At 46.6% G+C, this 21,970-nt stretch carries 17 protein-coding genes and 1 pseudogene; 3 read left to right on the forward strand and 15 right to left on the reverse strand.

What is annotated here, in order from left to right; all coding sequences use genetic code 11:
* The 7 genes from CMR00_10555 to CMR00_10585 form a co-directional block, all read right to left on the reverse strand.
* On the reverse strand, nucleotides 1-1,012 hold a 1,012-nt coding region (locus CMR00_10555; protein ID PIO47387.1), incomplete at its 3' end, for a hypothetical protein.
* A complete protein-coding gene (locus tag CMR00_10560; GenBank protein ID PIO47388.1) occupies nucleotides 988-5,049 on the reverse strand; it encodes a hypothetical protein in 4,062 nt (1,353 codons plus the stop codon). The genes CMR00_10560 and CMR00_10555, both read right to left, overlap by 25 nt.
* A gap of 119 nt (nucleotides 5,050-5,168) precedes the next feature.
* Entirely contained in the window at nucleotides 5,169-6,170 is a 1,002-nt protein-coding gene (locus CMR00_10565) for a hypothetical protein (GenBank protein PIO47389.1), read from the reverse strand.
* A gap of 39 nt (nucleotides 6,171-6,209) precedes the next feature.
* Nucleotides 6,210-6,809: a hypothetical protein gene (locus CMR00_10570; protein ID PIO47390.1), complete on the reverse strand. Its 600-nt coding sequence runs from the start codon at nucleotides 6,807-6,809 to the stop codon at nucleotides 6,210-6,212.
* Nucleotides 6,810-6,854: 45 nt separating this feature from the next.
* Complete coding sequence (locus tag CMR00_10575; protein PIO47391.1) at nucleotides 6,855-7,355, reverse strand: hypothetical protein; 501 nt, start codon at nucleotides 7,353-7,355, stop codon at nucleotides 6,855-6,857.
* A 79-nt stretch (nucleotides 7,356-7,434) separates the two neighbouring features.
* A complete protein-coding gene (locus CMR00_10580; GenBank protein ID PIO47392.1) occupies nucleotides 7,435-8,217 on the reverse strand; it encodes a flagellar motor protein MotA in 783 nt (260 codons plus the stop codon).
* A 69-nt stretch (nucleotides 8,218-8,286) separates the two neighbouring features.
* Nucleotides 8,287-10,995: a hypothetical protein gene (locus tag CMR00_10585; protein PIO47393.1), complete on the reverse strand. Its 2,709-nt coding sequence runs from the start codon at nucleotides 10,993-10,995 to the stop codon at nucleotides 8,287-8,289.
* Between the two features lie 494 nt (nucleotides 10,996-11,489).
* Here CMR00_10585 and CMR00_10590 point away from each other — a divergent pair, with 494 nt between their 5' ends.
* Nucleotides 11,490-12,485, forward strand: a complete 996-nt coding sequence (locus CMR00_10590) for a hypothetical protein (GenBank protein ID PIO47394.1) — start codon at nucleotides 11,490-11,492, stop codon at nucleotides 12,483-12,485.
* A 189-nt stretch (nucleotides 12,486-12,674) separates the two neighbouring features.
* On the opposite strand, the gene CMR00_10595 is transcribed toward CMR00_10590, so the two are convergent.
* The gene (locus tag CMR00_10595) at nucleotides 12,675-13,154 is read right to left on the reverse strand and encodes a hypothetical protein (GenBank protein ID PIO47395.1); all 480 of its coding nucleotides are present in this window, start codon (nucleotides 13,152-13,154) and stop codon (nucleotides 12,675-12,677) included.
* Nucleotides 13,155-13,210: 56 nt separating this feature from the next.
* The gene (gene glyA, locus CMR00_10600) at nucleotides 13,211-14,527 is read right to left on the reverse strand and encodes a serine hydroxymethyltransferase (GenBank protein PIO47396.1); all 1,317 of its coding nucleotides are present in this window, start codon (nucleotides 14,525-14,527) and stop codon (nucleotides 13,211-13,213) included.
* 111 nt (nucleotides 14,528-14,638) lie between these two features.
* Here glyA and CMR00_10605 point away from each other — a divergent pair, with 111 nt between their 5' ends.
* Nucleotides 14,639-15,733 (forward strand): hypothetical protein, encoded by a 1,095-nt coding sequence (locus CMR00_10605; GenBank protein ID PIO47397.1) that lies wholly within the window; start codon nucleotides 14,639-14,641, stop codon nucleotides 15,731-15,733.
* A gap of 31 nt (nucleotides 15,734-15,764) precedes the next feature.
* Here CMR00_10605 and CMR00_10610 read toward each other — a convergent pair.
* From CMR00_10610 to CMR00_10630, 5 genes and pseudogenes are all read right to left on the reverse strand, one after another.
* Nucleotides 15,765-16,521 (reverse strand): annotated as a pseudogene (locus tag CMR00_10610) (triose-phosphate isomerase).
* Nucleotides 16,522-16,602: 81 nt separating this feature from the next.
* Nucleotides 16,603-16,821 carry a hypothetical protein gene (locus CMR00_10615; protein ID PIO47398.1) on the reverse strand — a complete coding sequence of 73 codons (219 nt, stop codon included), beginning with the start codon at nucleotides 16,819-16,821 and terminating at the stop codon, nucleotides 16,603-16,605.
* A 12-nt stretch (nucleotides 16,822-16,833) separates the two neighbouring features.
* Entirely contained in the window at nucleotides 16,834-17,313 is a 480-nt protein-coding gene (locus CMR00_10620; protein ID PIO47405.1) for a transcription elongation factor GreA, read from the reverse strand.
* A gap of 331 nt (nucleotides 17,314-17,644) precedes the next feature.
* Nucleotides 17,645-18,112 carry a hypothetical protein gene (locus tag CMR00_10625; protein PIO47399.1) on the reverse strand — a complete coding sequence of 156 codons (468 nt, stop codon included), beginning with the start codon at nucleotides 18,110-18,112 and terminating at the stop codon, nucleotides 17,645-17,647.
* 20 nt (nucleotides 18,113-18,132) lie between these two features.
* Nucleotides 18,133-19,116 carry a porphobilinogen synthase gene (locus tag CMR00_10630; protein PIO47400.1) on the reverse strand — a complete coding sequence of 328 codons (984 nt, stop codon included), beginning with the start codon at nucleotides 19,114-19,116 and terminating at the stop codon, nucleotides 18,133-18,135.
* A gap of 281 nt (nucleotides 19,117-19,397) precedes the next feature.
* Here CMR00_10630 and CMR00_10635 point away from each other — a divergent pair, with 281 nt between their 5' ends.
* Nucleotides 19,398-21,386 (forward strand): 2-oxoisovalerate dehydrogenase, encoded by a 1,989-nt coding sequence (locus tag CMR00_10635; GenBank protein ID PIO47406.1) that lies wholly within the window; start codon nucleotides 19,398-19,400, stop codon nucleotides 21,384-21,386.
* A gap of 24 nt (nucleotides 21,387-21,410) precedes the next feature.
* Here CMR00_10635 and CMR00_10640 read toward each other — a convergent pair whose 3' ends face one another.
* The gene (locus CMR00_10640; GenBank protein ID PIO47401.1) at nucleotides 21,411-21,884 is read right to left on the reverse strand and encodes an acyl-CoA thioesterase; all 474 of its coding nucleotides are present in this window, start codon (nucleotides 21,882-21,884) and stop codon (nucleotides 21,411-21,413) included.
* Nucleotides 21,885-21,970: the final 86 nt, after the last annotated feature.

Consider the following 21,970-nt stretch of genomic DNA (forward strand, 5'->3'; position numbering starts at 1 on the left):
CTGGTGCTGGTTGCGCACCGGGCACAACGCGTTCATACCAGATAGCTCTTGCTGGCACATCTAAATCTTTGGTGGCAAAGGTCGTGTCGGTTTCTCTGACGAAATACTTAAAGCGCTGCGTTTCGTCATTTTCTACTACTGGTTTCCAAGCCGCATCGTTGTAGTCGCGTCTGAACCAGTCGTATTCTTTGCCCGGCTCAATTTGCTCGATAACTTTCCAATCATTTCCACCAGATGAGGTAATTGTAGTTTCACCTTTCTTACCGATAATCTTAGAGAGCGTTGGGTCAATTTTGCCAAGTGAGAGCAAGGATTTGCTGGTGTATTCATCTTGAATTTCAAAGTCTACGAGCAGTGCCACGACCTGCGCCAGAATTGCTCCTGCACTTTGCTGGTAGGTATTCGCAATAGGTTCATACTTAATCGAGCCGTAGTCGGAGTACCAGAACTTGTCAGGATTGGCTTTGGACAGTTCATCCCATTGTTTCACTGTTCTCTTCAGCATTTCTGCACGCTGACGATTGCCTTCACCCATTTCGTAGATAAAGCGAGAGGCGCGCGTGGCAACTTCATTGTATCGATTCTGCGGTGCGTTAGCATCTTTGAGCAATTGCAGGGCTTGTCCATATTCAGCAAGTGCGCTTAGTGTCAGTTCATAATTCGTTTTGATGATAAAGTTCATCTTCGCTGCCAGCACCGTAAAGTCTACAATATCCTTTGCTTTTGGCTGACCCGTCAAGTTATCGAGTTTTTCGCGGTATTGCTTATCTAACTTGTCAAACAAAGCATTTGAGGCTCTAGCAAGTGAATCGCTGCGTTCGACGGCTTTCGTAGCTAGTTCATTGATTGCCGCCCTTGCCATGTCGACATACTGGTTTTGCAGTTTTAATTTCTCTGCCTTTTCAATACCACGTCGGTACGTATTGATTGCAATTTCCGCCGCGGGTCTGACAAATCTCTGCGCAATTTGTGAGAGCTGTACGAGTTCTACGACATCGCCGAGTTCAACCACGATTTTGTTTTTTCCTCTTCCGAATGTGCGAGAGGTTTTCTTAGCTTCTTCATCGGCTTCTGCGGCAAGGTAGGTATAGACATTTTTTCGGCGAGCTTACCTGCCTTGTAGTACATCTCAGAAATTTTTGACTTTGCGACCTCTGTCGTTGCATCAATTGTTACAAGGAAGACATCGTCGGGCACATCCAAGCCGTTATTTATGCCGACTTTTGAAATCCACTTTTCAGTAGGTGGAACAAGTTTTGCGATTGCAAGTTCTCCTTGCTCACGGTTAGTTACTTTACCAATACTTGCCACGACTTCACGGAGCGCAACTGTCGCAGAATCATTCGGGTTGAGCAACGCTTTCTTGGCTGAGTCGAGGTCTTTTGCGGATTTCTCAAAGTCTCCTCTTGCAGCACTGAGATCTTGGAAAGTTTTTGCGTAGTCGTTCCCCGCACGCTCGTAGAAAGCGGCTGCATCCACATTAGCCTGCACCTGGTTAGTGGTTAGCTTTGCGGGAATAATGCCTTTACCTGTTTTTGGATCTCGAATAGAGGCGAGCGTATCAGGAATCTTGCTAAATGCGTCAGCCAGATTTTCAGCGACGAATCCTGCGTTGTATAGCGCATCGATAGAGCGATAGCCGCCGAGCTTATAGAGCTCAAGGATATTCTTTTCAATTTTTCTTCTCAGCGCATATTTCGCTGTCGTATCATACACTACATCTCGCTCTTTTGGTTTTGGCGGCGGTGCTGGTTTATCAGCTGGCTTTTGCTTTGCCGTGGTTTGCTTCTTTGGTGCGGTGAGGCGTGTGGGTTGCTCACGCTGCTTCTTTGGTTTTGGTGGTGCAACAAATGCACTTGGCTTCAGGGTTACACCAACCCCCACTTTCTTGTACTCATCAAGCAAGTATCTGGTCAGACGAAACATGCTTTCGCTGACAGAAATACCTGCGACCGCTTTCGTATTTTTTTCATCTTTCTTGGCAAGTTCATAGTAGCGGTCTGTAGCTTTCGTAAATTCGACCTTTGCTCCCTCGATATTGCCACGTTCTTCCAAGATTTCGCCACGCTTGAAGTAGGCTAAGACGCTGCGAGGTTTGTTGACAAATTTATCAGCATAGGCGCCATAGGCTTCGAAGACACCTTCTGGTCTCCCATCTTTGACATTCAAGTCGATTTTATTGAAGGCAACATCATCGCCACGGCGCGTGGTATCAAATTTTCCAAGATACTTATCGGAGACGCGAATTGCTTCCTTCCAGTTCTCTGCAGCCATTCTGGCGCGAATTGCGCGATAGAGTGCATCTTCTGCAAGGTCTATAGAGTCTGTTTTCACAAATTCATAAAGTCGCTCTAACGATGAGCCAAGGCTATCAAAATTTTTAGCTTGTTCATAGGCAAATGTAATATCTTTGAGCGCTTCAACCTTAAACTTGGGGTCGTTTGCGTTCTCAAAGAGGTAGTTACTCATTTTGACACTCTCTTCAGTCCTGCCCGCCTTAACATAGTAGAATGCAGCGTTGCGTGCGGCTTTGTCTGCTTCTTCCCACTTCGGCACTTCTTTCGTGATGCGCTCATATTCTTTTGCAGCGGCGTAGTAGTTCTCTTTGCCGACATAATACAGTGCGCGCTTGTCAATAGAACTACCGATCAAGCGATAAGCGTAGGCTCGTCGCTCTGCATCTTTGGGATCTTTTGTGCGTCGTCCGTAGTAAATTGCCTTTGCAATTTGCTCACTTCGCGTGTAATCTTTAAGCTCGTATGCGTTTGCGGCAAGATTGACAAGTGTCCCCGGGTAGATTTCCTGAATGGGGTAGTAGAGTGCCAAGCGCGAGTTAACTTCTTTGTACTCATCGACATATCCTTTGGCGATGTAGAAATCCGCTAGTTGCTTGATCCCATTGACGCTGATAGAATCGTGCGGGAAGAGACGAATGTAAGTATCGACAATCTCCAAAAATGTCTTTTCGTCGGTTTTCAGTGAGTCGCGTTTGCCTGAAAAGTTTGCCGTGGTATCAATGCCTGGTGTGTAAAAGCCAATTTTTTCGGCGCGTGCAATTGAATCAATGATAGCGTAGGCGTTTCCGATAGCTTCTTTTCGGTGGTAATCCCACGCAAAGTTTTTGGCGACGCTAAGATAACCCGGAAGCGCTTCTTTTGGACGGTTGAGCTTAAAATCCAAGATCAGGGAGCGTTGGAACTGCGCCATGTAAGCAGTGGAGTCGTAGCGCGAGAAGATCTCCGTGTAATTTTCGATATCTTTTACAGCTTGCTCATAGAACATCTTAGCGCGCTTCAGGTCAGGAATGTTCGGCTGCATATACTCTCTTCCGAGTGGCAGTGGCAACTCGCCATCGAGCAACCGTGCGAAGCTAATTGCATAGACAATATTCTGGAACAGTGCAACTTTAGAGATACTGTCTGCATACTCTAATGTTCTTGGGTCGAAGCCTGTCGTGAATACACTTTGATCTTTGAAATCTAACGGAATGCCCAGATTTTGCGCTTGGATGCGGCGTTTCATATCCGCATACCATTTGCTCTTTCTGCCGTAGTTGTAGAAAAGATTTTTTCTCTCTTCATAAAGTTTTTGCTCAGCCTCTTCAAGTTCTTTTTCTTTCTTTTCACCATTTATCGTTACCAAGTTAAGTTGGTAAATTACCTTATCTGCAATGAAGGGTGCGCGCTCATAATTAGGGAATCTTTTCAGCAGCGCCATCCAAACTTCGTTGATCTTCTCCGCACTTTCCAACAGTTCTTCATACTTTTTGCCTACTTCTTCATAGACAAGGGGAATGTACCGACGTGGCGGCATCGCAGAGTAGAATTTATCAATGCGCTCAATTGCGGTTTTGCTTCGGTCAATCCGATTTTGTTCTTCTATAAAGGAAGCGGCGATGTACTCAATTGCTTCCTTTTTCATGTCGGGGCGAATGTAGTCGGGCATAATTTTGCCGCTGAAGATTTCTTCAGCTTGCTCAATATCCTCAATGAGCTGAGTAAAATAGGCGACGGCTTCTGGATAATTTTCCAGTCGGAAGTAGCACCAGCCTAACTTATAGAGTGCTTGATTGTAGTATTCAGAGCGCTGACCAGTTTTGAGAATTAGGTCAAGCACTTTTCGATAGTAGGGTATAGCTTCACGCGTTTTAGCAGGCTGTTCTCGGTTTGGCGCACTGAAGAGATACTCACCGATGAGCACATAGGCATCAGTCGTGTAGCGGCTATCGGGGTATTTGCGTATCAGTTGCTGAAGTAGTGCAATCGCTTCCTCTTTGCGTTGTCTAATGTCGCGTGCGCTGAGGTTTCTTAGGGCACGGTAGTCACCATACCGCTCGCCCAAGATATAGGCTTTATTATAGATAGCATCAACGACATATGGGCTTTCAGGCATATCGTTGATGATTTTGTCATAAAGGGCAATTACACGATCGAGCTGCGGATCGGGTGCAATTGGTCGACCCGGCGGAGGTGTCGGTCGTGGATTGCGTATGGTGTCTCCTCCAGCGGCTGCAATAGAATCGTATCGTGCTTCTGCAATCACATATTGCTCGTACTCAGGTGAGCTGAGGTACTTACGCAGCTCTTCAGTGTATATGGCGTATTTGCCATAGAACTCATCCGAGACTTTTTCATAGAGCAAGTCTGCATAGCGTATAGCCACTTCGTCAATTACCTTGCTGTCGGGAAATATCTTGAGAAATTGCTCCCCAATTTCCAAGCCGATATCCGTGATACGTTGTTTTTGGACCTTGCTGCGCTCGAGTTTTTTCTCGTATTCGCTTAGCATCACTTGGATTTGAGGGACAGTGTAACTAGAGAAAATGTTGTCGGTTACTGCATCACCTGTTTTTGCCGTCAGAAAATTCTTTGGGACCATACTGGAAAGGACCACCAGCCGCTCTTGTTCAGCCATTACTCTAGCGGTATCAATAGGCTCTTTGCTTTTCTCTTTTGATTCAGCTATGGGAGGCAAGAAAAGCACGAGTGCAGCAAGACAAGAGAAATACAACTTTTGCAGCATAATTATGTTACGACACGATTTTCTCATCTAGCCTTTGGATTTAGCCTTAGCAATTTTTTCCAGTTATGGCTGTTTCAATTACAGGAAGGCTCTCCAAGAGAGGGGTGCCTTCCTGTTGATTGGGATATCTGGATGATACTTCTCTTTTACTCTGCATCGCTGAAATCGTAGGGAATATCGACCTGCTGGATTGTACTGCTACTAATCGCTTTGAACTTCATGCGGCGCATCTTTCCTACGATACATCTCTGCATATTCTGGTTTGCGATAGAGGTTTTGACAACTTGTGCATCACGTACGGCACCGTCTGGGGCAATGAGAACGCGAATCACCATATTACCTTTGATGTCACCAGATTGGCGGGCTTCGGCGTAGCATGCGTACACAGCGGACTGGTTAGCTTTGATGACAGCTGCAATTTCTTCTTTGCTTCGTCCGCCCGAGCCCACATTAAGTTTAGCAAAATTTGTGTTGAGTGCCAGTTTGCCTGATCGTCCCACACCTAAGCCTTTGCCGCTACCGCCACCTAATCCTGATGCACTACCGGGTCCGCTCAATCCACTACCAGCACCTTGTCCACCGAATCCGATACCTGAACCATCGCCACCGCCGAGGCCAGTGCTTCCAAGCCCTCCAATTCCTACTGAGCCCAAACCTCTCAATCCACCTGCTGATGTACTACCTAAAAACCCGGCATCGCCAGTTGCACCTTCCATTGCAGTGGGAATACCTGAACCTGCTTCAGCCAGTAATCCTGACGCCAGCGCTTCACCTAAGGCAGCTTCCACACCAGCTGAGACCGCTTCGGAGACTGCTGCCGCTTGGCTTGAAGTTACAACAGATTCCCCACCAATATCTCCACCTGTGTTTGCTTCAGCCACATCTTGTTTTTGTACTTCAGATGGTGGCGGTGGTGGATCAGCAGCAACATTGATCACTACGGGTTTACGCTTTTCGATCACTTCGCCTCCTGACAGCGCTCCAGAGATGAAATAGGATAAAATCGCAGCGGCAAAGAGTGATGTGCCAAGTATGAAGCCAATCGTCATTCGCTTCTGATACTCTTCGCGGATCTTATATGCAAAAGGCTTCTCAGCGTACCACCTTAGCACAACCTGCGAGCCGAGTTCACTTGTTCTTGTTTTCATTTTTTTCTTTGTTTGATTGCAGCAATCTAGGGTCTGACTTCACTTCTTCACTTTCTCTTCGAGTTCCTCGAGCTTCTTTGCCTCGTCGGGCTTAAGTTCTACTGTTGCCCACTTGCGCACGCCGGCATCGAAGACCTCATTCATGACTTCAATCATATCTTCATACTTTGCATCAGGATGAATTTTTATTGCTGTTACCACATCATATTTGCTCAGGTTTGGGTCCTTCTGTATCTCATCGCGGATTGCTTGTACTTTTGCACGCACCTCTTCAAACTTCGTATAGGCTGGCTGATTGCCTTCTTTCTCGATACCTCTGAGCATAAATACGCCGTCTTTACCTGATTTGGACACCTGCAGCGTTAGCATCAGCCTCGGATCAACTGCACTTGGTGCTGCATTTGGTTTTGGAGGTTCGGGCAATCCCATCTGAAACACATTAGGTTTCGCAAACGATGTGGTAAGCATAAAGAACGTGAGCAGCAGAAACGCAATGTCCACCATCGGTGCAAGGTCGACATGGGACGTTTCATCGCTTTTCTCGTTATACTTCTTGATTTTTCGGGCTTGCGCATTAGTTTTTCCTTCGCGCATGTTGATTTTTATAGTGCGTCCCTTATCGCTAGTTGCCTCAGCCATTTTTTGTTCTCCAAGAAGTTAGTTATGCAATTCATCTTTTGCCATTTACTGCTCCATTTTTGTAATCATCTGAACCTGATCGAACTTTACTTCCTTCATTTTAATCATCACTTCGTTGACAACGCTAAACTTCGCATTTTTATCTGCCTTCAGTACAATGGTCTGACCTGGATCGGCTTGACGTGCACGCAGCAGAATTTCATAGAGTTCTTTCCTCCAGTCCTTCAGCAGCACACCATCTGTGCCTGTTGCTTCGCGCTCATAGGGCGTACCTTGAAAAGCAATAACACGCACTTTGTACTCGTCCATATTTACAACCACCTGCGTGTCATGCTTATCTGTGCTGTCAGAGACCGTCACGATGACATAGCGTTTCGTAGGTTCTTTTGCTGCAGAATTAGATTGCGGTGTCTCAACTTGAATTTTATCCGTCGCTCTAAACACCGTAGTCATCATAAAGAAGGTGAGGAGCAAGAAGGCAATATCCACGAGTGGGGCGAGGTCGATTTCATCGCCGCCATGCATAAAAAATCCGAAGAAGTTCATATCCGTTTCGTCTCTGTTTAGGTTTTGCTTTGAAGGGCAAGAGGGTTTTATACTTGCCCTTCACCAGTCTCACTGTCTTTTACTGTGCACGCTCACGTTCCGAAATAAGATTACGGCGTGAGATTGTCAGGGTTTGAATCACTTCAAAGGCTGCTTCATCAATGAAGTAGGTGAAGCTGTCGATCTCAGCTTTGAAGTAGTTATAAGCCACTGTACCCAAGATAGCAGCAAAAAGACCGCCGGCAGTGTTGTAGAGTGCTTCAGAGATAGCACCTGAGAGCTTCGCCGGGTCTGGCGTACCGCCTGATTCAGCAAGTGCGTTAAAAGCGCGAATCATACCAATTGTTGTACCCATCAGACCGATCAGCGTTGCGATGGTCGCAATCGTTTTGATTGGTGTGAGGTTCGTCTCATACTGTGCAGATTCAAAGTTAGCCGCCTCGTCGATAGCTTTTTGCACTTCTTGAATTTTAGCATTGAAGCGCGGCTCCACTTCATCGAGCGAACGGTAGCGTTCCAAGCCGCTCATAATTGAGGTCGACACTGCACTGTTGTGCTTTTCACACTTTTGCAGCGCTTCGTTGATTGCACCTCTTTCCAAATCTTGCTTGACTTCTTTAAGAAGTTTTTCCAGATTCCCTTTACCATTTGCTTTATTGTAAGCAATCACGCGCTCGGTTACCACGATAATGAGAATCAAGAGATTTGCCATAAGCACTGACACAAGCGGACCGCCCTCATACAGGTTATGCAACAAAGATCCTTTAGGTGCAGGACCAAAAACTCCGTAATACAGCGCAAACGATACAATCGTTGACAAGATAATAATTGCCCAAAGAAACACCTTATTCTTTTTTGCCATTTTAGCCTCCGAGAGATAGTAGTTTAGTTTTGTTAGGATTGCTGAAATTACAACAGAATCTGAAATTTCCTACGGCAGCAGCACTTTCTTCTGCTCTGATTGACGCGATAGCTTCAGATAGTCTGTGCCGATGAAAAACGCTTTTCTGAAATCGTTTAGTACTTCTTCAAACTCTTTTTGCAAGAGATCTGCTTTGGTTACCACTATGACGGCGGTGCCTTGCTCTTCTTTTTTGATTTGCTCTAAGAAGAGTTCTAACTGGCTAATCTTCTTTTTGACGGATGTCTTGAAGTAGCCAACAACCTTTTCGTAAGCCTTGACCTGATCTCTGCGTTTCTTTACTTCGTCGTAAGTTAGCGCACTAACTGCATATTGTCCAACTGTGCCTGCACGCTCAATGGTTTCTTCACCAAAAAACTCTTTTTGATGGAGCGCTGTCAAAATTGCGCTAGCTGTGGTGCGCAACGCCTTTGCGGTGTTCAAGTAGTAACTACTCAGCAGTTGCTGACGTGCATCACTCACATTAGATGCTGACTGCAATCGCGCAATCAACTCTTCAGCACGAACAACTTCCTCTTGCGCAACCTTTTTGTAGAACTCCAAGTTTTTGCGGTAGTCCGAAAGTTCTCCAGTTACCAGAAGCGGTGCATGTGTCAGAAAGAGCCGTGTTTCATTTGAGACGGATTGCGTTGCAAGTTCCAGAATTTGCTTTATCGCTGTACTTGCTGCATCAGCCGATCTTTTTATGGTCGAGTTACCAGCTCCCGATGCTGCACTGAGTTTGTTTGCCAGTTCTTCTAACGCTGGTTTTCGCTCGTCTGCCACCAAACCCGTCTCAGAGCCAATAACTGCGCGTCGATCAATTTTAAGTAACTCAATCGCTCTGGTGATATCATTACTTATTTCAGTAGCCGCCGCAACTTCGCTTGGATTGTTGGATGAGGCAGCAACCAACTGCACATTTAGAAGGTGTTGCCTCAGTTGTGCTTTCTTTGCAAGGAATTTTTCTACATACTGGAGTGCCGTGTAACCATTGAACACAAAGTTATAGTCCTTGCTAGCGTAGTTCGGGTCTTGTGGATACTTTGCTTGTGTCATGTAGCCTGCAAGGAACATGGCTTGATAGAGATTTTCCGACATTCGGAACTTCTTGAAGTAATCCTCAATCTCAGCTCTGGTTTCTCTATACTTACCCGTCTTAAACTGTGTCCAAAGTCGCCCTAATTCTGCAAGGTCTTTGTCCGGGCTACCTCGGCTGACTTCGTTAAAATAGTGTTCTGCTATGGCAAATTCAGCAAGGGCAAAGTTGCGGTAGAGATTAAAGCGTTGGAAGAGCACTTCTCTTTGGGCGCGCGCAAGTTTTGCTCTCATTCGTTCAATCTGTTCAGCCGCTAAGCGCCCTTCCTCTTGCGCAGCCGCCAATTCCTCTCTAATGCGGTCAATGCCTTCCTTTGCAGCATCCAGATTTTGAGCTTGTTGTCTCAACTCCTCATTAAAACGTCGCAATTCTTGCTCAGAAGTAGAAACAGCGGAAATTTCGCTTTCCAACTTTTTGCCAAGACTGACTACTGAGGTATCCTGCACTTCTATTTTTTTCAGGATCTCAATCAACTGTCTTTGATAGACACTAATTTGTTGACCTGCCACCTGTTCGCGCAAGTCTGCTTGCAGCGCAGAGTCTGCCTGAGCACGCTCTTTCTCATCACCAGTGTAAAACCGTCGTGCTTCATCTAAAAATTTCGTACCTTTCACATAGTGAATGTGCGCTAGCTGAATCGCAGCAGCATTTCTGACCTCTTTGAGCTTTGTATCCCAAGGCAAATATGGTTGTTCTAAAATTTTACGGAACTTCTTTTCTGCTTCGTTTATCTCTTTGAGTTCAAGATGCGCAAGCCCCATTGCAAGGTCCGCCATTAGCTTAGCTTCCGCACGATCTGGAATTTGCGAGAGCGTCTCAATGGCACGAGCGTATTGCTGATTGCGATAGTCCATCGTTCCTGCAATGAGCAAAGTATTGAAGTCCTGCTCATTTTCCAGCTTAAGGTAGGGCTTATACTTGCGAAAATCTCTCTGGAACTGCTTTGCGTCGTTATAGACATAGCTCACAAACAGCACACGCTGCACAGCATAGGGCGCATACTGCGATGTCGGAAACGTGAGCAGCAATTGCTCATAGAGTTTTTTTGCCTCCACAAACGCTTTCATTGCAAAGTTCGACTCTGCTTGAAGATAGAGTACATCATCAAGGTTTCTGAAGTATGGGCTATAGGTCTCGTAGATATCTTCGAAGTAGAGTCTTGCTGTTGGATAGTCACCTTTTTCGTAGCGCACTGTTGCACTTTTCAGATCGAGACGCAGGGCTTTTTCGAGTGTTGAGCGTGGTGCACTGGCTAACAGAGTCTTTCTATATGCATTAAGTTCATTGCGCACACTTTGATAGCGTGCGAACTGATAGAAGCGCTCATATTCTGCTTTGGTTTGGAAATTGTGGAATTCACCTTGCTCTCCTTCCAAATGCCCAAAACCTTCAATACGGATGGCGCGTAGACGCTCAATTGTCGGCGGCTCTTTCTGAAAATTCGCCGAGAGTGTAACCAAATTTTCATAGGCAAGCGCCAGATAACGATCCTTTGCTAAAAGATCGTTCAGAAACTCTCGATCACTGATTAGGAGCGTACTAGGCGGCAGCGCATTCGTAATGATACCACTTTGCGCTTGAACCTTAATAGAAATTATGCACAGCAGAACAGCCAAAAGGATATGTCGTGTAACTTTCAAAGTCAGCCTCTTTTAGTTGTTACGGTTTTGCAACAGTTTCACCTGCAACTTCTTGCCTTGCAAATAAAGTCTAGAGTATATTGGGGCTTTGAGACACTACAAGCTGCAATATAAAAACGCATTGACAATGAAAGTCAAGCGCTCTTGACTAATGCGCTTTGTGTTTTGTTTTTACGACAAGCTACGAAGATTTTGGGTGATATCATACAGGTATAAACCTGAACCTGTGGAATATCTCTGAGCTTGCTTTTGCTTAGCAAGAACATTGCGCCAAAGGTATTGAACTTTTCTTCATTTTCAAAATTTTTTCAGCATTAAGATTTTGTTGCTTCCGAACTTTCTAGCAGTGCATGATAACTGCAAAAGTAACACAAGTTGCACTACATTTTGATAAATTTGCATCAGCAAAAGCTTCGACTTGCAGACCAGCAGCGTTCGAACATGGTTAGCTTCATCTAAGGCTTTCTATTCGTTTCTTTCAATTCTAACCTGCTATGTCAGACATTGCATTAGTTACAGGCGCAACTGGGTTTGTAGGCAGTTGGCTTGTCGAACACCTTTTGGAGCGCGGTTACACGGTTCGTGCACTCACGCGCACGCAAAGCTCAAAAGATAACCTTAGCCATTTGCCTGTAGAGTATGTCGTAGGCGATTACAGCCAACCCGACACGCTTCAACGTGCAGTTGAAGGTGCAGCGTACATTTTTCACTCAGCGGCGCTGACCAAAGCGCGCACCGAGCAAGAATTCTACAAAGCTAATGTTGAAGCCACAGAAAACTTGCTTAAAGCTGTCAAAGTTGCCGCGCCGAACATCAAGCGGTTTTTGCACATCTCTACTCAAGCGGCTGTTGGTCCTTCGCCTGCACCTGATAGCCCTGTCGATGAACGCTCACCATGCAAGCCGCTCACAATGTATGGACGCACAAAACTGCAAGCTGAACTTATCTGCCAAAACTTCATGAATGATTTGCCCATTACGATTGTCCGTCCATCCGTTGTCTATGGTCAGCGCGATAAAGACATGTTGGAGTTTTTCAAAACCGTCAAAACTGGCATTGTGCCGAAGTTTGGCTTCGGTGTCGAAAAACGCCTTAGCATCGTGCATGCACGCGACCTTGTGCGGGGTATTCGCTTGGCTGCTGAGTGTGAGCAAGCTATCGGTGAGACTTATTTTATCGCTTCGGAAGAAAGCTACACTTGGGATGATGTGGGCAATGCTGCTAAGAAAGCGCTTGGCAAATCTTTCGTGATTTCGCTGACCTTGCCCGACTGGCTTGTCTATGGCGTTGCGGCACTCAACGAGACTTTCTCGAACGCACAAGGCAAAGTCTCTATCATCAACCGCGAGAAAGCTATCGAGGGCGCGCAATGCTACTGGACATGCTCAATTGAGAAAGCCAAATCACATTTCGGCTACAAGCCTGAAACTACGCTTGAGCAAGGCGTTGCAGAGACAATTGAATGGGCAAAAAAAGTCGGCTGGCTCTGAGCCTTTTCTATTCCTCGCGCAACTTCAACTTCACTTGCACTGGTGTTCCATCCTTGGGCAAACGCTCTTTTCTGACTTCAAATTTCGAGCGCGCATAGTGGTAATCGCGCATCGTATAGTTTGCATTGCTTACTCTGCCGCCGGGACAGCTTTGCAAACATACAACGCAGCCTGATTTCCAAACGGGTATCAGGCACGATGTCCGCCAAACCTGAAAAGAAAGCCTTTGCCAAATTTATCTTCGAAAATTTCCGCTGCTCCTATCGGACTTTGTCCTTGCCAAGCTACACTTACATCGATCAGCGAGCCTTCTACATGCTTGTCAGGCTCTGGGCTTGAGAGTTCCGCGCGCTTTTCCCATGTATCCACTGTGAGATTGTTTCCTGGCACAGCACCAATTGAAAGCAGCGCATCTAAGACATCTTCATCGCTTGCATCTGTTTCAATCAGCGCATTGTGTGCAGCTCTGCCTTTTTTCCAGACAATAAAATGATGATGTTTCGTCCAACTTGTCCACGCATTGAACTTGCTGGGGTAGATTCTGCCGCTCAGCGTTATCGTCTTTGTTAGTGTATCAATTTGCAACTCTGGTCTATCCATCATTAAAACTTTCCCGTTGCTATGTTCTTGCGCAAGCGTGCTTGCTACAATTGCGGTGCAAGACCACATCACGCTAAGCATGGCACTTATTCTGCTCATACTTTGTCGCTTCTATGACAGAGACTTCACACAGCGGTAAAGTCGTAGAGTGGGAATTTTGCCGTGAGTTCTTTTACTTCTTGGCGCACTTCCGTACAGACTTGCTCGATTCTCGCACTGTTTGCACTTGTTATCACGCGATCGATAAGTTCTGCGACTTCTTCAAAGTCTTGCTCTTTGAATCCGCGCGTGGTCATCGCTGGTGTGCCGATGCGAATTCCGCTGGTTACAAATGCGCTTTTATCGTCAAACGGCACCATATTTTTGTTAAGTGTAATGCCTGCTTTATGCAAGAGATGCTCGGCGTCTTTGCCACTGATGTTCTTATTGCGCAAATCAATCAGCATTAAGTGATTGTCTGTACCGCCAGAAATGACGTGGTAGCCCATTGCCATAAGCTTTGCTGCCATGGCTTTGGCATTGCGCTGAACTTGCTCGGTGTAGTCCTTGTATTCTGGCTTTAAGTCTTCAGCGAAAGCTACTGCTTTTGCTGCGATGATATGCATCAGCGGTCCGCCTTGCACACCGGGCATGACTTCTGTATCCAGAACTTCTGACATCATCTTCAAGCGCTCGCCCGTTTTGGTTTTGACTTTGATACCGAACGGATTTTCGAAGTCTTTGCCCATTAGAATCATTCCGCCACGTGGTCCTCGCAGCGTTTTGTGTGTTGTTGTGGTTACAAAGTGGCAGTAAGGCAGCGGATTATTGAGTAGCCCTGTCGCAATGAGTCCAGCAGGATGAGCAATGTCAGCCAGTAAGAATGCTCCCAGCGAATCGGCAATTTCTCGGAATGCTTTGTAATCCCAATCGCGTGAGTAGGCGCTAGCGCCGCAAATTATCAGTTTGGGCTTTACTTCTCGTGCTTTATCGGCAACTTTGTTCATATCAATTCTGCCCGAGTCTTGCTCTACGCCATAGAAATGTGCATCATAGAGTTTGCCTGAGAAATTCACAGGTGAGCCGTGTGTGAGGTGTCCGCCGTGCGTGAGATCGAAGCCTAAGATGCGGTCGCCGGGTTTGAGCACGGCAAAGAAAACCGCCATGTTAGCATTTGAGCCAGAATGCGGTTGTACATTAGCGTATTCGGCACCGAAGAGTTTTTTAGCACGCTCGCGCGCCAAATTTTCGGCTATGTCGACAAACTCGCAGCCGCCATAGTATCGCTTGCCTGGATAGCCTTCAGCGTACTTGTTGGTCATCACAGAGCCCGAGGCTTCCATCACAGCGCGGCTTGCAAAGTTTTCAGACGCAATGAGTTCAATAGTTTCGGTTTGCCTATCGAGCTCGCTTTGTATAGCAGCAAACAGTTCGGGGTCTTGCGCGCGAATGCTCTCAAACATGAGTGTTAGGATAAGTTATCGAAAATTTTTTCAAAAAAACGCCGTGAAAATACGCTTTGCACAAGCGTTTTACAACAAATTTTGCTATGTTGCTTAAAATTTGAAAGTGTTATGCAACAAGAACGAATCCCAACGATTATCATCACGGGCTTTTTGGGTAGCGGTAAAACCACGCTCATCAAGCATTTGCTTGAGACCTCGCTCAAAGACCGTAAAGTCGCGCTCATTGAAAACGAAATTGGCGAGGTCAGCGTCGACACTCTAATTCTCAAAACACAGAATGTATCGATTTCTGAACTCACTGCAGGCTGTATGTGCTGCACCATTTCTGGAGATTTTTCCAACGCGGTTACGGACATTCTTTCAGGCGTTACACCCGAGGTTTTGCTTATTGAGACAACTGGCATTGCTAACCCAATTTCAATTTTTATGATGCTTGCGAATGATCAGCGACTGATTTTGGATACAATCATCACTGTTGCCGATGCTGAGCGCTTGGAAGAAAACTTGATGGAGAATCTGGTTGCAGAAATCCAGCTTACGATTAGCGACATTGTTGCGCTCAATAAAGTCGATGTGTGCTCAGAATCCGCCCTGCTCAAAGCCGAGAGTTTAATTCGCAAGATGAACGAGCGTGCCCCGATTTTTAGAACCGTGCAAGGGCGCATTCCGCCCGAGCTTATTTTTGCTCCGAAGCATGTTGGGCTACGAGAGGAATTGCAAGCGCAAGTGGCAGCGCTTAAAAAGCAGTATGATGCTGAAATTGAGCGACGCATGCAAGAAAAGCGCACTCGACAATCGCAGCACGAGCCTGCCATGCCTTTTACATTAGCTCTTCATACAGAGTCTTCAGCGCACCATCATCACGACCATGAGCATGGTGCGGAGAGTTACCACCTAGAAGTCGATGAAATTGAAACCTTTGCGTTTGAGCGCAGCGAAACCTTTGTACAAAGAAAATTCGAGGAATTTTTGGCTACCCTTCCACGACACTACTACCGAGTCAAAGGGGTTGTAAATTTTGTTGAAATGCAGAACCCCACAATTTTCAACTTTGCTTCGGGCAGATACACTTTCGACTACGAGAGTTTGCAAAACGAAGACTTCAGAAAAAGCGGCTCGAGTTCCATCTTTGTCTTTATCGGCAAACGCATTGCGCATGAGCGCAATGAAATACTGGCACGACTTTTAGCCTGCAGAGTCTGAACTCTCTTGCTTGCAGTTCTCAGTCGACAGCTCAGGCAATGCTTTTGACGATTTGCGCAAATTCTTCTGCTCGCAGACTTGCGCCGCCAATCAGTCCGCCGTCAATGTTTGGCATGGCAAAGAGTTCTTTTGCATTTGAGCCCTTGACGCTTCCCCCATACTGAATCGTGAGGTTTTCTGCCACTTCTGCTGAATACATCGTGCTAATGAGGCGTCGGATAAAGCGGTGCACCTCTTCGGCTTGTTCGGGCGTAGCGGTTTTTCCTGTGCCAATCGCCCACACCGGCTCGTAGGCAATGACAACGCGCTGCATGTCGTTTGCCGACACGCCCTCAAGACAGCCTCTGACTTGTGCTTCAACGACTGCTTCTGTTCGGTTTTGCTCTCGTTCCTCTAAAGTTTCACCGACGCATAAGATTGCGTGCATGGATTCACTAAGCACCCTTTTGACCTTGCGATTGATGATTGCATCGGTCTCGCCGAAGTATTGCCGGCGCTCTGAGTGTCCTAAAATGACATAGTCGCAGCCTACGCTTTTGAGCATTTCTGCAGAGATTTCACCTGTAAAAGCCCCTTCGTTTTCATAGTGGCAATTTTTGTGCTGCCAGTTTGATGGGGGTACCTTTGATGACTTGATGAACCACTTCAAGTGCGACGAAGGTCGGCGCCAGTGCCACTTCACAAGCTAAGTCTGAGCCCAAGTGTCGGAGTACTTCGGAGGCAAGAGCAATTGAGCCGGCAACGGTTTTATTCATTTTCCAGTTGCCAGCAACAAATTTTTTACGCATAAAAAGCAGTGATGTCGGTTTTCAGTTTTTACAATGCTAAGTGTTTTTCAGGAGAACTGAAAACCGACGTTTGTGCAAGGATTAGTATTCCGTTACGCGCTCGGCAAAAACGCGCTTGATGTCTGCGCGCTTTAGCAAGTGATCTTTTTGGCGTGTATCGCGCAACTTGACTTCGTCGGCTGTAATTGCAGTGATATAACCATGCCAGACACGTGCGTCGCTCATCTCGATGTTGACTTCTTCGCCGACGTGCTCTGGCTTAAGGTCTTGAGGCTTAATGATGATTTGTCTTTTGCCCATTTGGTCGTGCAATTAGGGTTTGAATTTGATTTCCAGCACTTCAAACCGTTTTAAGCCGCCTGGCGTTCTCACTTCAACTTTTTCGGAGACCTGTTTGCCCAGAATCGCTCTACCAATTGGTGACTTGACCGAGATTTTGCCCTGCTCAATGTCTGCTTCTTCTTCGGAGACGAGCGTGTATTCGACCTTCTGATTGTTATCCAAATTTCTCAGCACGGCGGTTGTGAGAATATACACTTTGTCGGTTTTGACTTTCTTCTCGTCCAGAATGGTAGCAATGGAGAGTTTGCGCTCTAAGGTACTGATTTTGAGTTCAAGTTGATTTTGCTCTTCTTTAGCAGCGTCATATTCAGCGTTCTCAGACAAATCGCCATGCGAGCGCGCTTCCGCCACTTTTTCTAAGACACGCTGGCGCTCTTCATTTTTGAGTTTATCGAGCTCTTCCTTTAAGCGCTTGTAGCCATCTATGGTAAGATAAATCGCTTCTGCCATAATCAGGTCCAGTTTAGCGTTGTGAAAAAATATGCCCGACCAGAGTTGTTTTGGAACGGGCAAAGAAAACACAAAAGTCAGTCCGATTTTTCCCAGACTGACCCCGATATACTGCTCATTGAATTTACAAATGTTTTGCTTTTTGCACAAAGTCCTTTGGCTCTGAGGCGTGATAGAGGTCAAGGCAATGGTTTTGTGGTCTGAGTTTGTGCCACAGTGCGCTTCAGCAAAAGAAGTTGCGCGATTTTGTAGAGTATTAAGAATCCAGATGCTGCAAAGAGCAGCACGCCCACACCAAGTTTGATAAATGTCGCCCAAGTTACACCGATTTCTACAGCGGATTCTGCTGGCGCTTCGGGTTGTAGTAGACGGTAATGGATTTACCTTTTTCATATTCAGCAATGATTTTCTGCGACGACTGTCGTCGGGTATCCTTGCCACCAAACTGCGGTGAAAACAGTTCTTTTTTGTCAGTGTAGGTTACTCCATCTACACGATACTCGTAGGCGACTTTTGGCACAAACCCGCGTTTGCCTTCTATCTGCGCTTCAAGCACAATGCCTTCCACGCTTGGCCACTTGCGTACCTGCGAGGCATAGTACAAATCGTGCGTTTGCAAGAGCGTCAGGGCTGCACCAATTGAGCACAGTCCGCCTGTGATAAGCCAACCAAGCAGCGGATAGGGCGACACTTGTTTCTGGCGCCTTAGTTGCAGTACTGCCAGCGCAAGTGTTAAGACAAGTTCTACACCAAGAATGCTCAGTAAGACTTTTATGCCGAAATACTCTCCTACTTCCATAGTTACTTCGCTACACCTCTTCAAAGTAATTTTGCTGCCTCTTTGGCAAAGTATGAGAAAATCAGGCTTGCGCCGGCACGCTTCATTGAAAGCAGCATTTCCATCATCACACGCTCACCATCGATCCAGCCGTTGGCATGTGCGGCTTTGACCATTGCATATTCGCCTGAGACATTATAGACGGCAATCGGCACATTGAAGGTTTCTTTTGCGCGCCGCACGACATCCAGATAAGCCAGTGCGGGCTTAATCATCACAATATCGGCGCCTTCTTGGATATCAAGTTCGATTTCACGAAGGGCTTCATCTGAGTTTGCAGGGTTCATCTGGTAACTTTTTTTGTCGCCAAATTTTGGTGCAGAGTTCAGCGCATCGCGGAAAGGTCCATAGAATGCTGAAGCATACTTAGCCGAGTAAGAGAGAATGCCGACATTGATGAAGCCGTTATCATCTAATTCTTCGCGAATCGCTCCGACACGACCATCCATCATATCGCTTGGCGCTACAAAATCTGCGCCTGCAGCGGCATGTGAAAGTGCCATTCTTGCCAACACATCGACCGTTTCATCATTGAGAATTTTACCATCACTGACCAAACCATCATGCCCGTGCGTTGTAAAGGGGTCAAGCGCTACATCGGTCATCACACAAAGCTCAGGAAATTCTTTTTTGATGGCGCGAATGGCACGCTGCACGATGCCATTGTCATTATACGCCTCGCGTGCATCATCACTTTTTTCAGCAGGGATTCCAAAGAGGTCAATTGCCAAAATGCCGAGTTTGAGCAAGTTCTCACATTCACGCACTGCATTGTCAATTGAGAGCCGAAAAATATTCGGCATGGAAGGCACTTCTTCGGCAATGTTTTCACCTTCTTGCACAAAGAGCGGAAAGACAAAATCTTCCTTTCGCAAACAGGATTCTGAGACCAACTCACGAATGGCTTTTGTCTGACGCAGTCGACGTGGTCGATGCGTCAAATTGAGTTGCTTTAAGGCGTTCATCATGTCTCTTTTGGGTACCGCTGCTTTGGTTTCAAACGGGTTGCTTTGAATGCTTGGCGCTTTAGCACATTTGCTGTGAAAGTATTGCAATTTCGTCAGACCTCAAAATCTCGTGCAAAATTGCCGATTTTGTTTAAATTTCGCCTTGTTTGAGTCTCCCCGCAGAAAAACAAAAAAGTAAGGTTATGACGAAGCACGTCGCAGAATCTCACCCTTCACTTTCCACAGATACACTGCCTGCTGGCATTGATGTTTCAATACTGCGCCAATGGTATCGCTTGATGCATTTGGGGCGTCAGCTTGATCTCAAAGCGGCAGGGTATCTCAAAAAAGGCATGGGCTGGTCGTACCATGCACCGTATCAAGGACATGACGGCATTCAACTTGCCTTGGGTTTATCGTTTCGCCCAAGCAAAGATTTTCTTTTCCCATACTATCGTGATATGCTCACGGTACTTGCCGCTGGAATTAGCGTAGAAGAAATTTTGCTCAATGGACTTTCGCGCGATGCTGATGTTGCCAGTGGCGGTCGGCATATGTCCAATCACTTTGCCAAGCCTGAGATTCGCATTCAGAATGTCTCTTCGCTCACGGGCAATCATGCACAACATGCTGTTGGCCTTGCCCGCGCCATTAAGAAATATGGCGGCGATGAAATTGCATTTTATTCCGGCGGCGAATCGGCAAGCGCAGAAGGGTATTTCTACGAAGCTATCAATGGAGCTTCACGCGAAATTTTACCTGTTGTGTTTGTGCTTCAAAACAATCGTTTTGGTATTTCTGTACCTGTGCGGGAGCAGTTTGCAACGGAGCATCCTGCGGAACTCTTTCGCAGTTTTCCAAATTTGCATGTGATTTTCTGTGACGGCACGGATGTCTTTGATTCGTGGCGTGCCATGCAAGAAGCTATTGCGTTTGTGAAGTCAGGCAAAGGTGCAGCGCTTGTTGAAGCTGATTGTGAGCGCATTGGCTCTCACTCGAATTCCGACAACCATTTTCTTTATCGCACGCACGAAGAGCTCGAGGCTGCCAAAGCCCGCGATCCGCTGCCGAAGTTCAAAAACTTCCTACTCGAAAAGCAGATTTTTACGGCGGCTGAACTTGAAGCGATTGAACGCGAGAATGAGCATCACATTGCTGAATGTGCTGAACGTGCCGAACGTGCTGCCATGCCTGACCCTAAATCAGCCACGCTCTATGTCTGGCCCGAGTTTAAGCCTACTGGCGGCGAGGTGCATGACCTTAGCGAACCGCAGGGTCCGCATGTGCTCTACACCGACGAAACGATTAGTCTTCTCCAAGCCATCAATCAAACTCAGCACGAAGAATTTGACCGTAATGAGCACACTTTTCTTTGGGGACAAGATGTCGGCAAAGGCGGTATTTTCAATGCTGACAAGGGCATGCCACAAAAGTATGGACCGCGTCGTGTTTTTAATGCCCCAATCGCTGAAGATTTTATTGTCGGCACAGCAAACGGCTTCTCACGCTATCGTGAAGACATCTGGGTTTTGATTGAGGGCGCAGAATTTGCCGACTACATCTGGCCCGCCATGGAACAAGTGGTAGAATGCTCACATGAATACTGGCGCACAAAAGGCAAATTTGTACCTAACATCGTGATGCGCCTTGCTTCTGGTGGATATATCGGTGGCGGACTTTATCACTCGCAAAATGTCGAGGGCGCCTTTACCACCCTGCCCGGCTTGCGCATTGTTGTACCCGCTTTTGCAGACGATATGCAAGGCTTGCTGCGCTCTGCGTTTCGCTCTCGCGGCGTTACCGTCATCTTAGAGCCAAAGTTTCTCTACAATAATCCCTGGGCGAAAACACTTAAACTTCGTCCCGATGTCCTTATTCCCTTCGGCAAAGCTCGTTACCGTCGCTATGGCACAGACCTTTCAATTATTTCTTATGGCACGACTGTCCACCATGCACTGCTTGCTGCCGAAAAACTGGAAAAGGAGCACGGCATTTCCGCTGAAGTCTTAGACCTGCGCTCACTTGCACCGCTCGATAAAGAGGCAATTTTTGCAACGGTTAAAAAGACCAGCAAGGCTCTCGTCGTTCATGAAGATAAACTCACAGGTGGCTTTGGCGGTGAGATTGCAGCACTGATTGCCGAACACTGCTTTGAATATCTTGATGCACCCGTGATGCGCGTCGGCTCACTTGATACACCGGTTGGCTTCTCAAAAATTCTGGAGACCGAAATTTTGCCAAATGAGCACAAGGTCTTTGAGGCAGCACTCAAACTGGCAAGGTATTAGGCATTTTTGTAGCGACATTGGCTCTTAGCCTCTGTTGAGCAAGCGAATTTGTCGACGCAATGCGGCTTTTTCGTAACGGCGTCTGTCGGTCTCATCTTCTGGGATAACTTCGGGCACAGGTATGGGCTTACCATCTTTATCAATAGCTACAAACGTGAAGTAGGCTTTGGTGCACTCGCGGATGTGCCCCTTGATGATATTCTCAGCATAGACTTTCACACCCACTTCCATTGAGGTATGAAAAGCGCGATTGACATTAGCTTTGATGATGACAACTTCTCCTAACTCAATGCCTTGACGAAACTCCATTGTATCGACAGATGCTGTTACGCAAATTGCTTGTGAGTGTCGACCTGCGGCAATTGCTGCTGCTAAATCCATCCAGTGCATCAACCTGCCACCTGCTAAATTGCCAAGATAGTTGGTATCAACTGGTGTTACAATTTGTGTCATCTCGACACGCGAGTATGACATGGGTCGTGCTTCTCTTTCAGGCATGCTAGAAAAATTGGTGTTGGTTTTTCGTTTCGCAAAATTACGGCTTAAATTCGGCGTGTAAAACTTTCATCTCTCGAAATAAACAA

Origin of the sequence: [Chlorobium] sp. 445 (assembly GCA_002763895.1) — a bacterium.
Classification (GTDB): Bacteria; Bacteroidota; Chlorobiia; order Chlorobiales; family Thermochlorobacteraceae; genus Thermochlorobacter.

Excerpts from the sequence above, each read along its gene's own strand:
- CMR00_10560 (PIO47388.1), bottom strand. The coding sequence starts at position 5,049 with ATGAGAAAATCGTGTCGTAACATAATTATGCTGCAAAAGTTGTATTTC.
- CMR00_10565 (PIO47389.1), bottom strand. The coding sequence starts at position 6,170 with ATGAAAACAAGAACAAGTGAACTCGGCTCGCAGGTTGTGCTAAGGTGG.
- CMR00_10570 (PIO47390.1), bottom strand. The coding sequence starts at position 6,809 with ATGGCTGAGGCAACTAGCGATAAGGGACGCACTATAAAAATCAACATG.
- CMR00_10575 (PIO47391.1), bottom strand. The coding sequence starts at position 7,355 with ATGAACTTCTTCGGATTTTTTATGCATGGCGGCGATGAAATCGACCTC.
- CMR00_10580 (PIO47392.1), bottom strand. The coding sequence starts at position 8,217 with ATGGCAAAAAAGAATAAGGTGTTTCTTTGGGCAATTATTATCTTGTCA.
- CMR00_10590 (PIO47394.1), top strand. The coding sequence starts at position 11,490 with ATGTCAGACATTGCATTAGTTACAGGCGCAACTGGGTTTGTAGGCAGT.
- CMR00_10595 (PIO47395.1), bottom strand. The coding sequence starts at position 13,154 with ATGTGGTCTTGCACCGCAATTGTAGCAAGCACGCTTGCGCAAGAACAT.
- glyA (PIO47396.1), bottom strand. The coding sequence starts at position 14,527 with ATGTTTGAGAGCATTCGCGCGCAAGACCCCGAACTGTTTGCTGCTATA.
- CMR00_10605 (PIO47397.1), top strand. The coding sequence starts at position 14,639 with ATGCAACAAGAACGAATCCCAACGATTATCATCACGGGCTTTTTGGGT.
- CMR00_10615 (PIO47398.1), bottom strand. The coding sequence starts at position 16,821 with ATGGGCAAAAGACAAATCATCATTAAGCCTCAAGACCTTAAGCCAGAG.
- CMR00_10620 (PIO47405.1), bottom strand. The coding sequence starts at position 17,313 with ATGGCAGAAGCGATTTATCTTACCATAGATGGCTACAAGCGCTTAAAG.
- CMR00_10625 (PIO47399.1), bottom strand. The coding sequence starts at position 18,112 with ATGGAAGTAGGAGAGTATTTCGGCATAAAAGTCTTACTGAGCATTCTT.
- CMR00_10630 (PIO47400.1), bottom strand. The coding sequence starts at position 19,116 with ATGAACGCCTTAAAGCAACTCAATTTGACGCATCGACCACGTCGACTG.
- CMR00_10635 (PIO47406.1), top strand. The coding sequence starts at position 19,398 with ATGCATTTGGGGCGTCAGCTTGATCTCAAAGCGGCAGGGTATCTCAAA.
- CMR00_10640 (PIO47401.1), bottom strand. The coding sequence starts at position 21,884 with ATGCCTGAAAGAGAAGCACGACCCATGTCATACTCGCGTGTCGAGATG.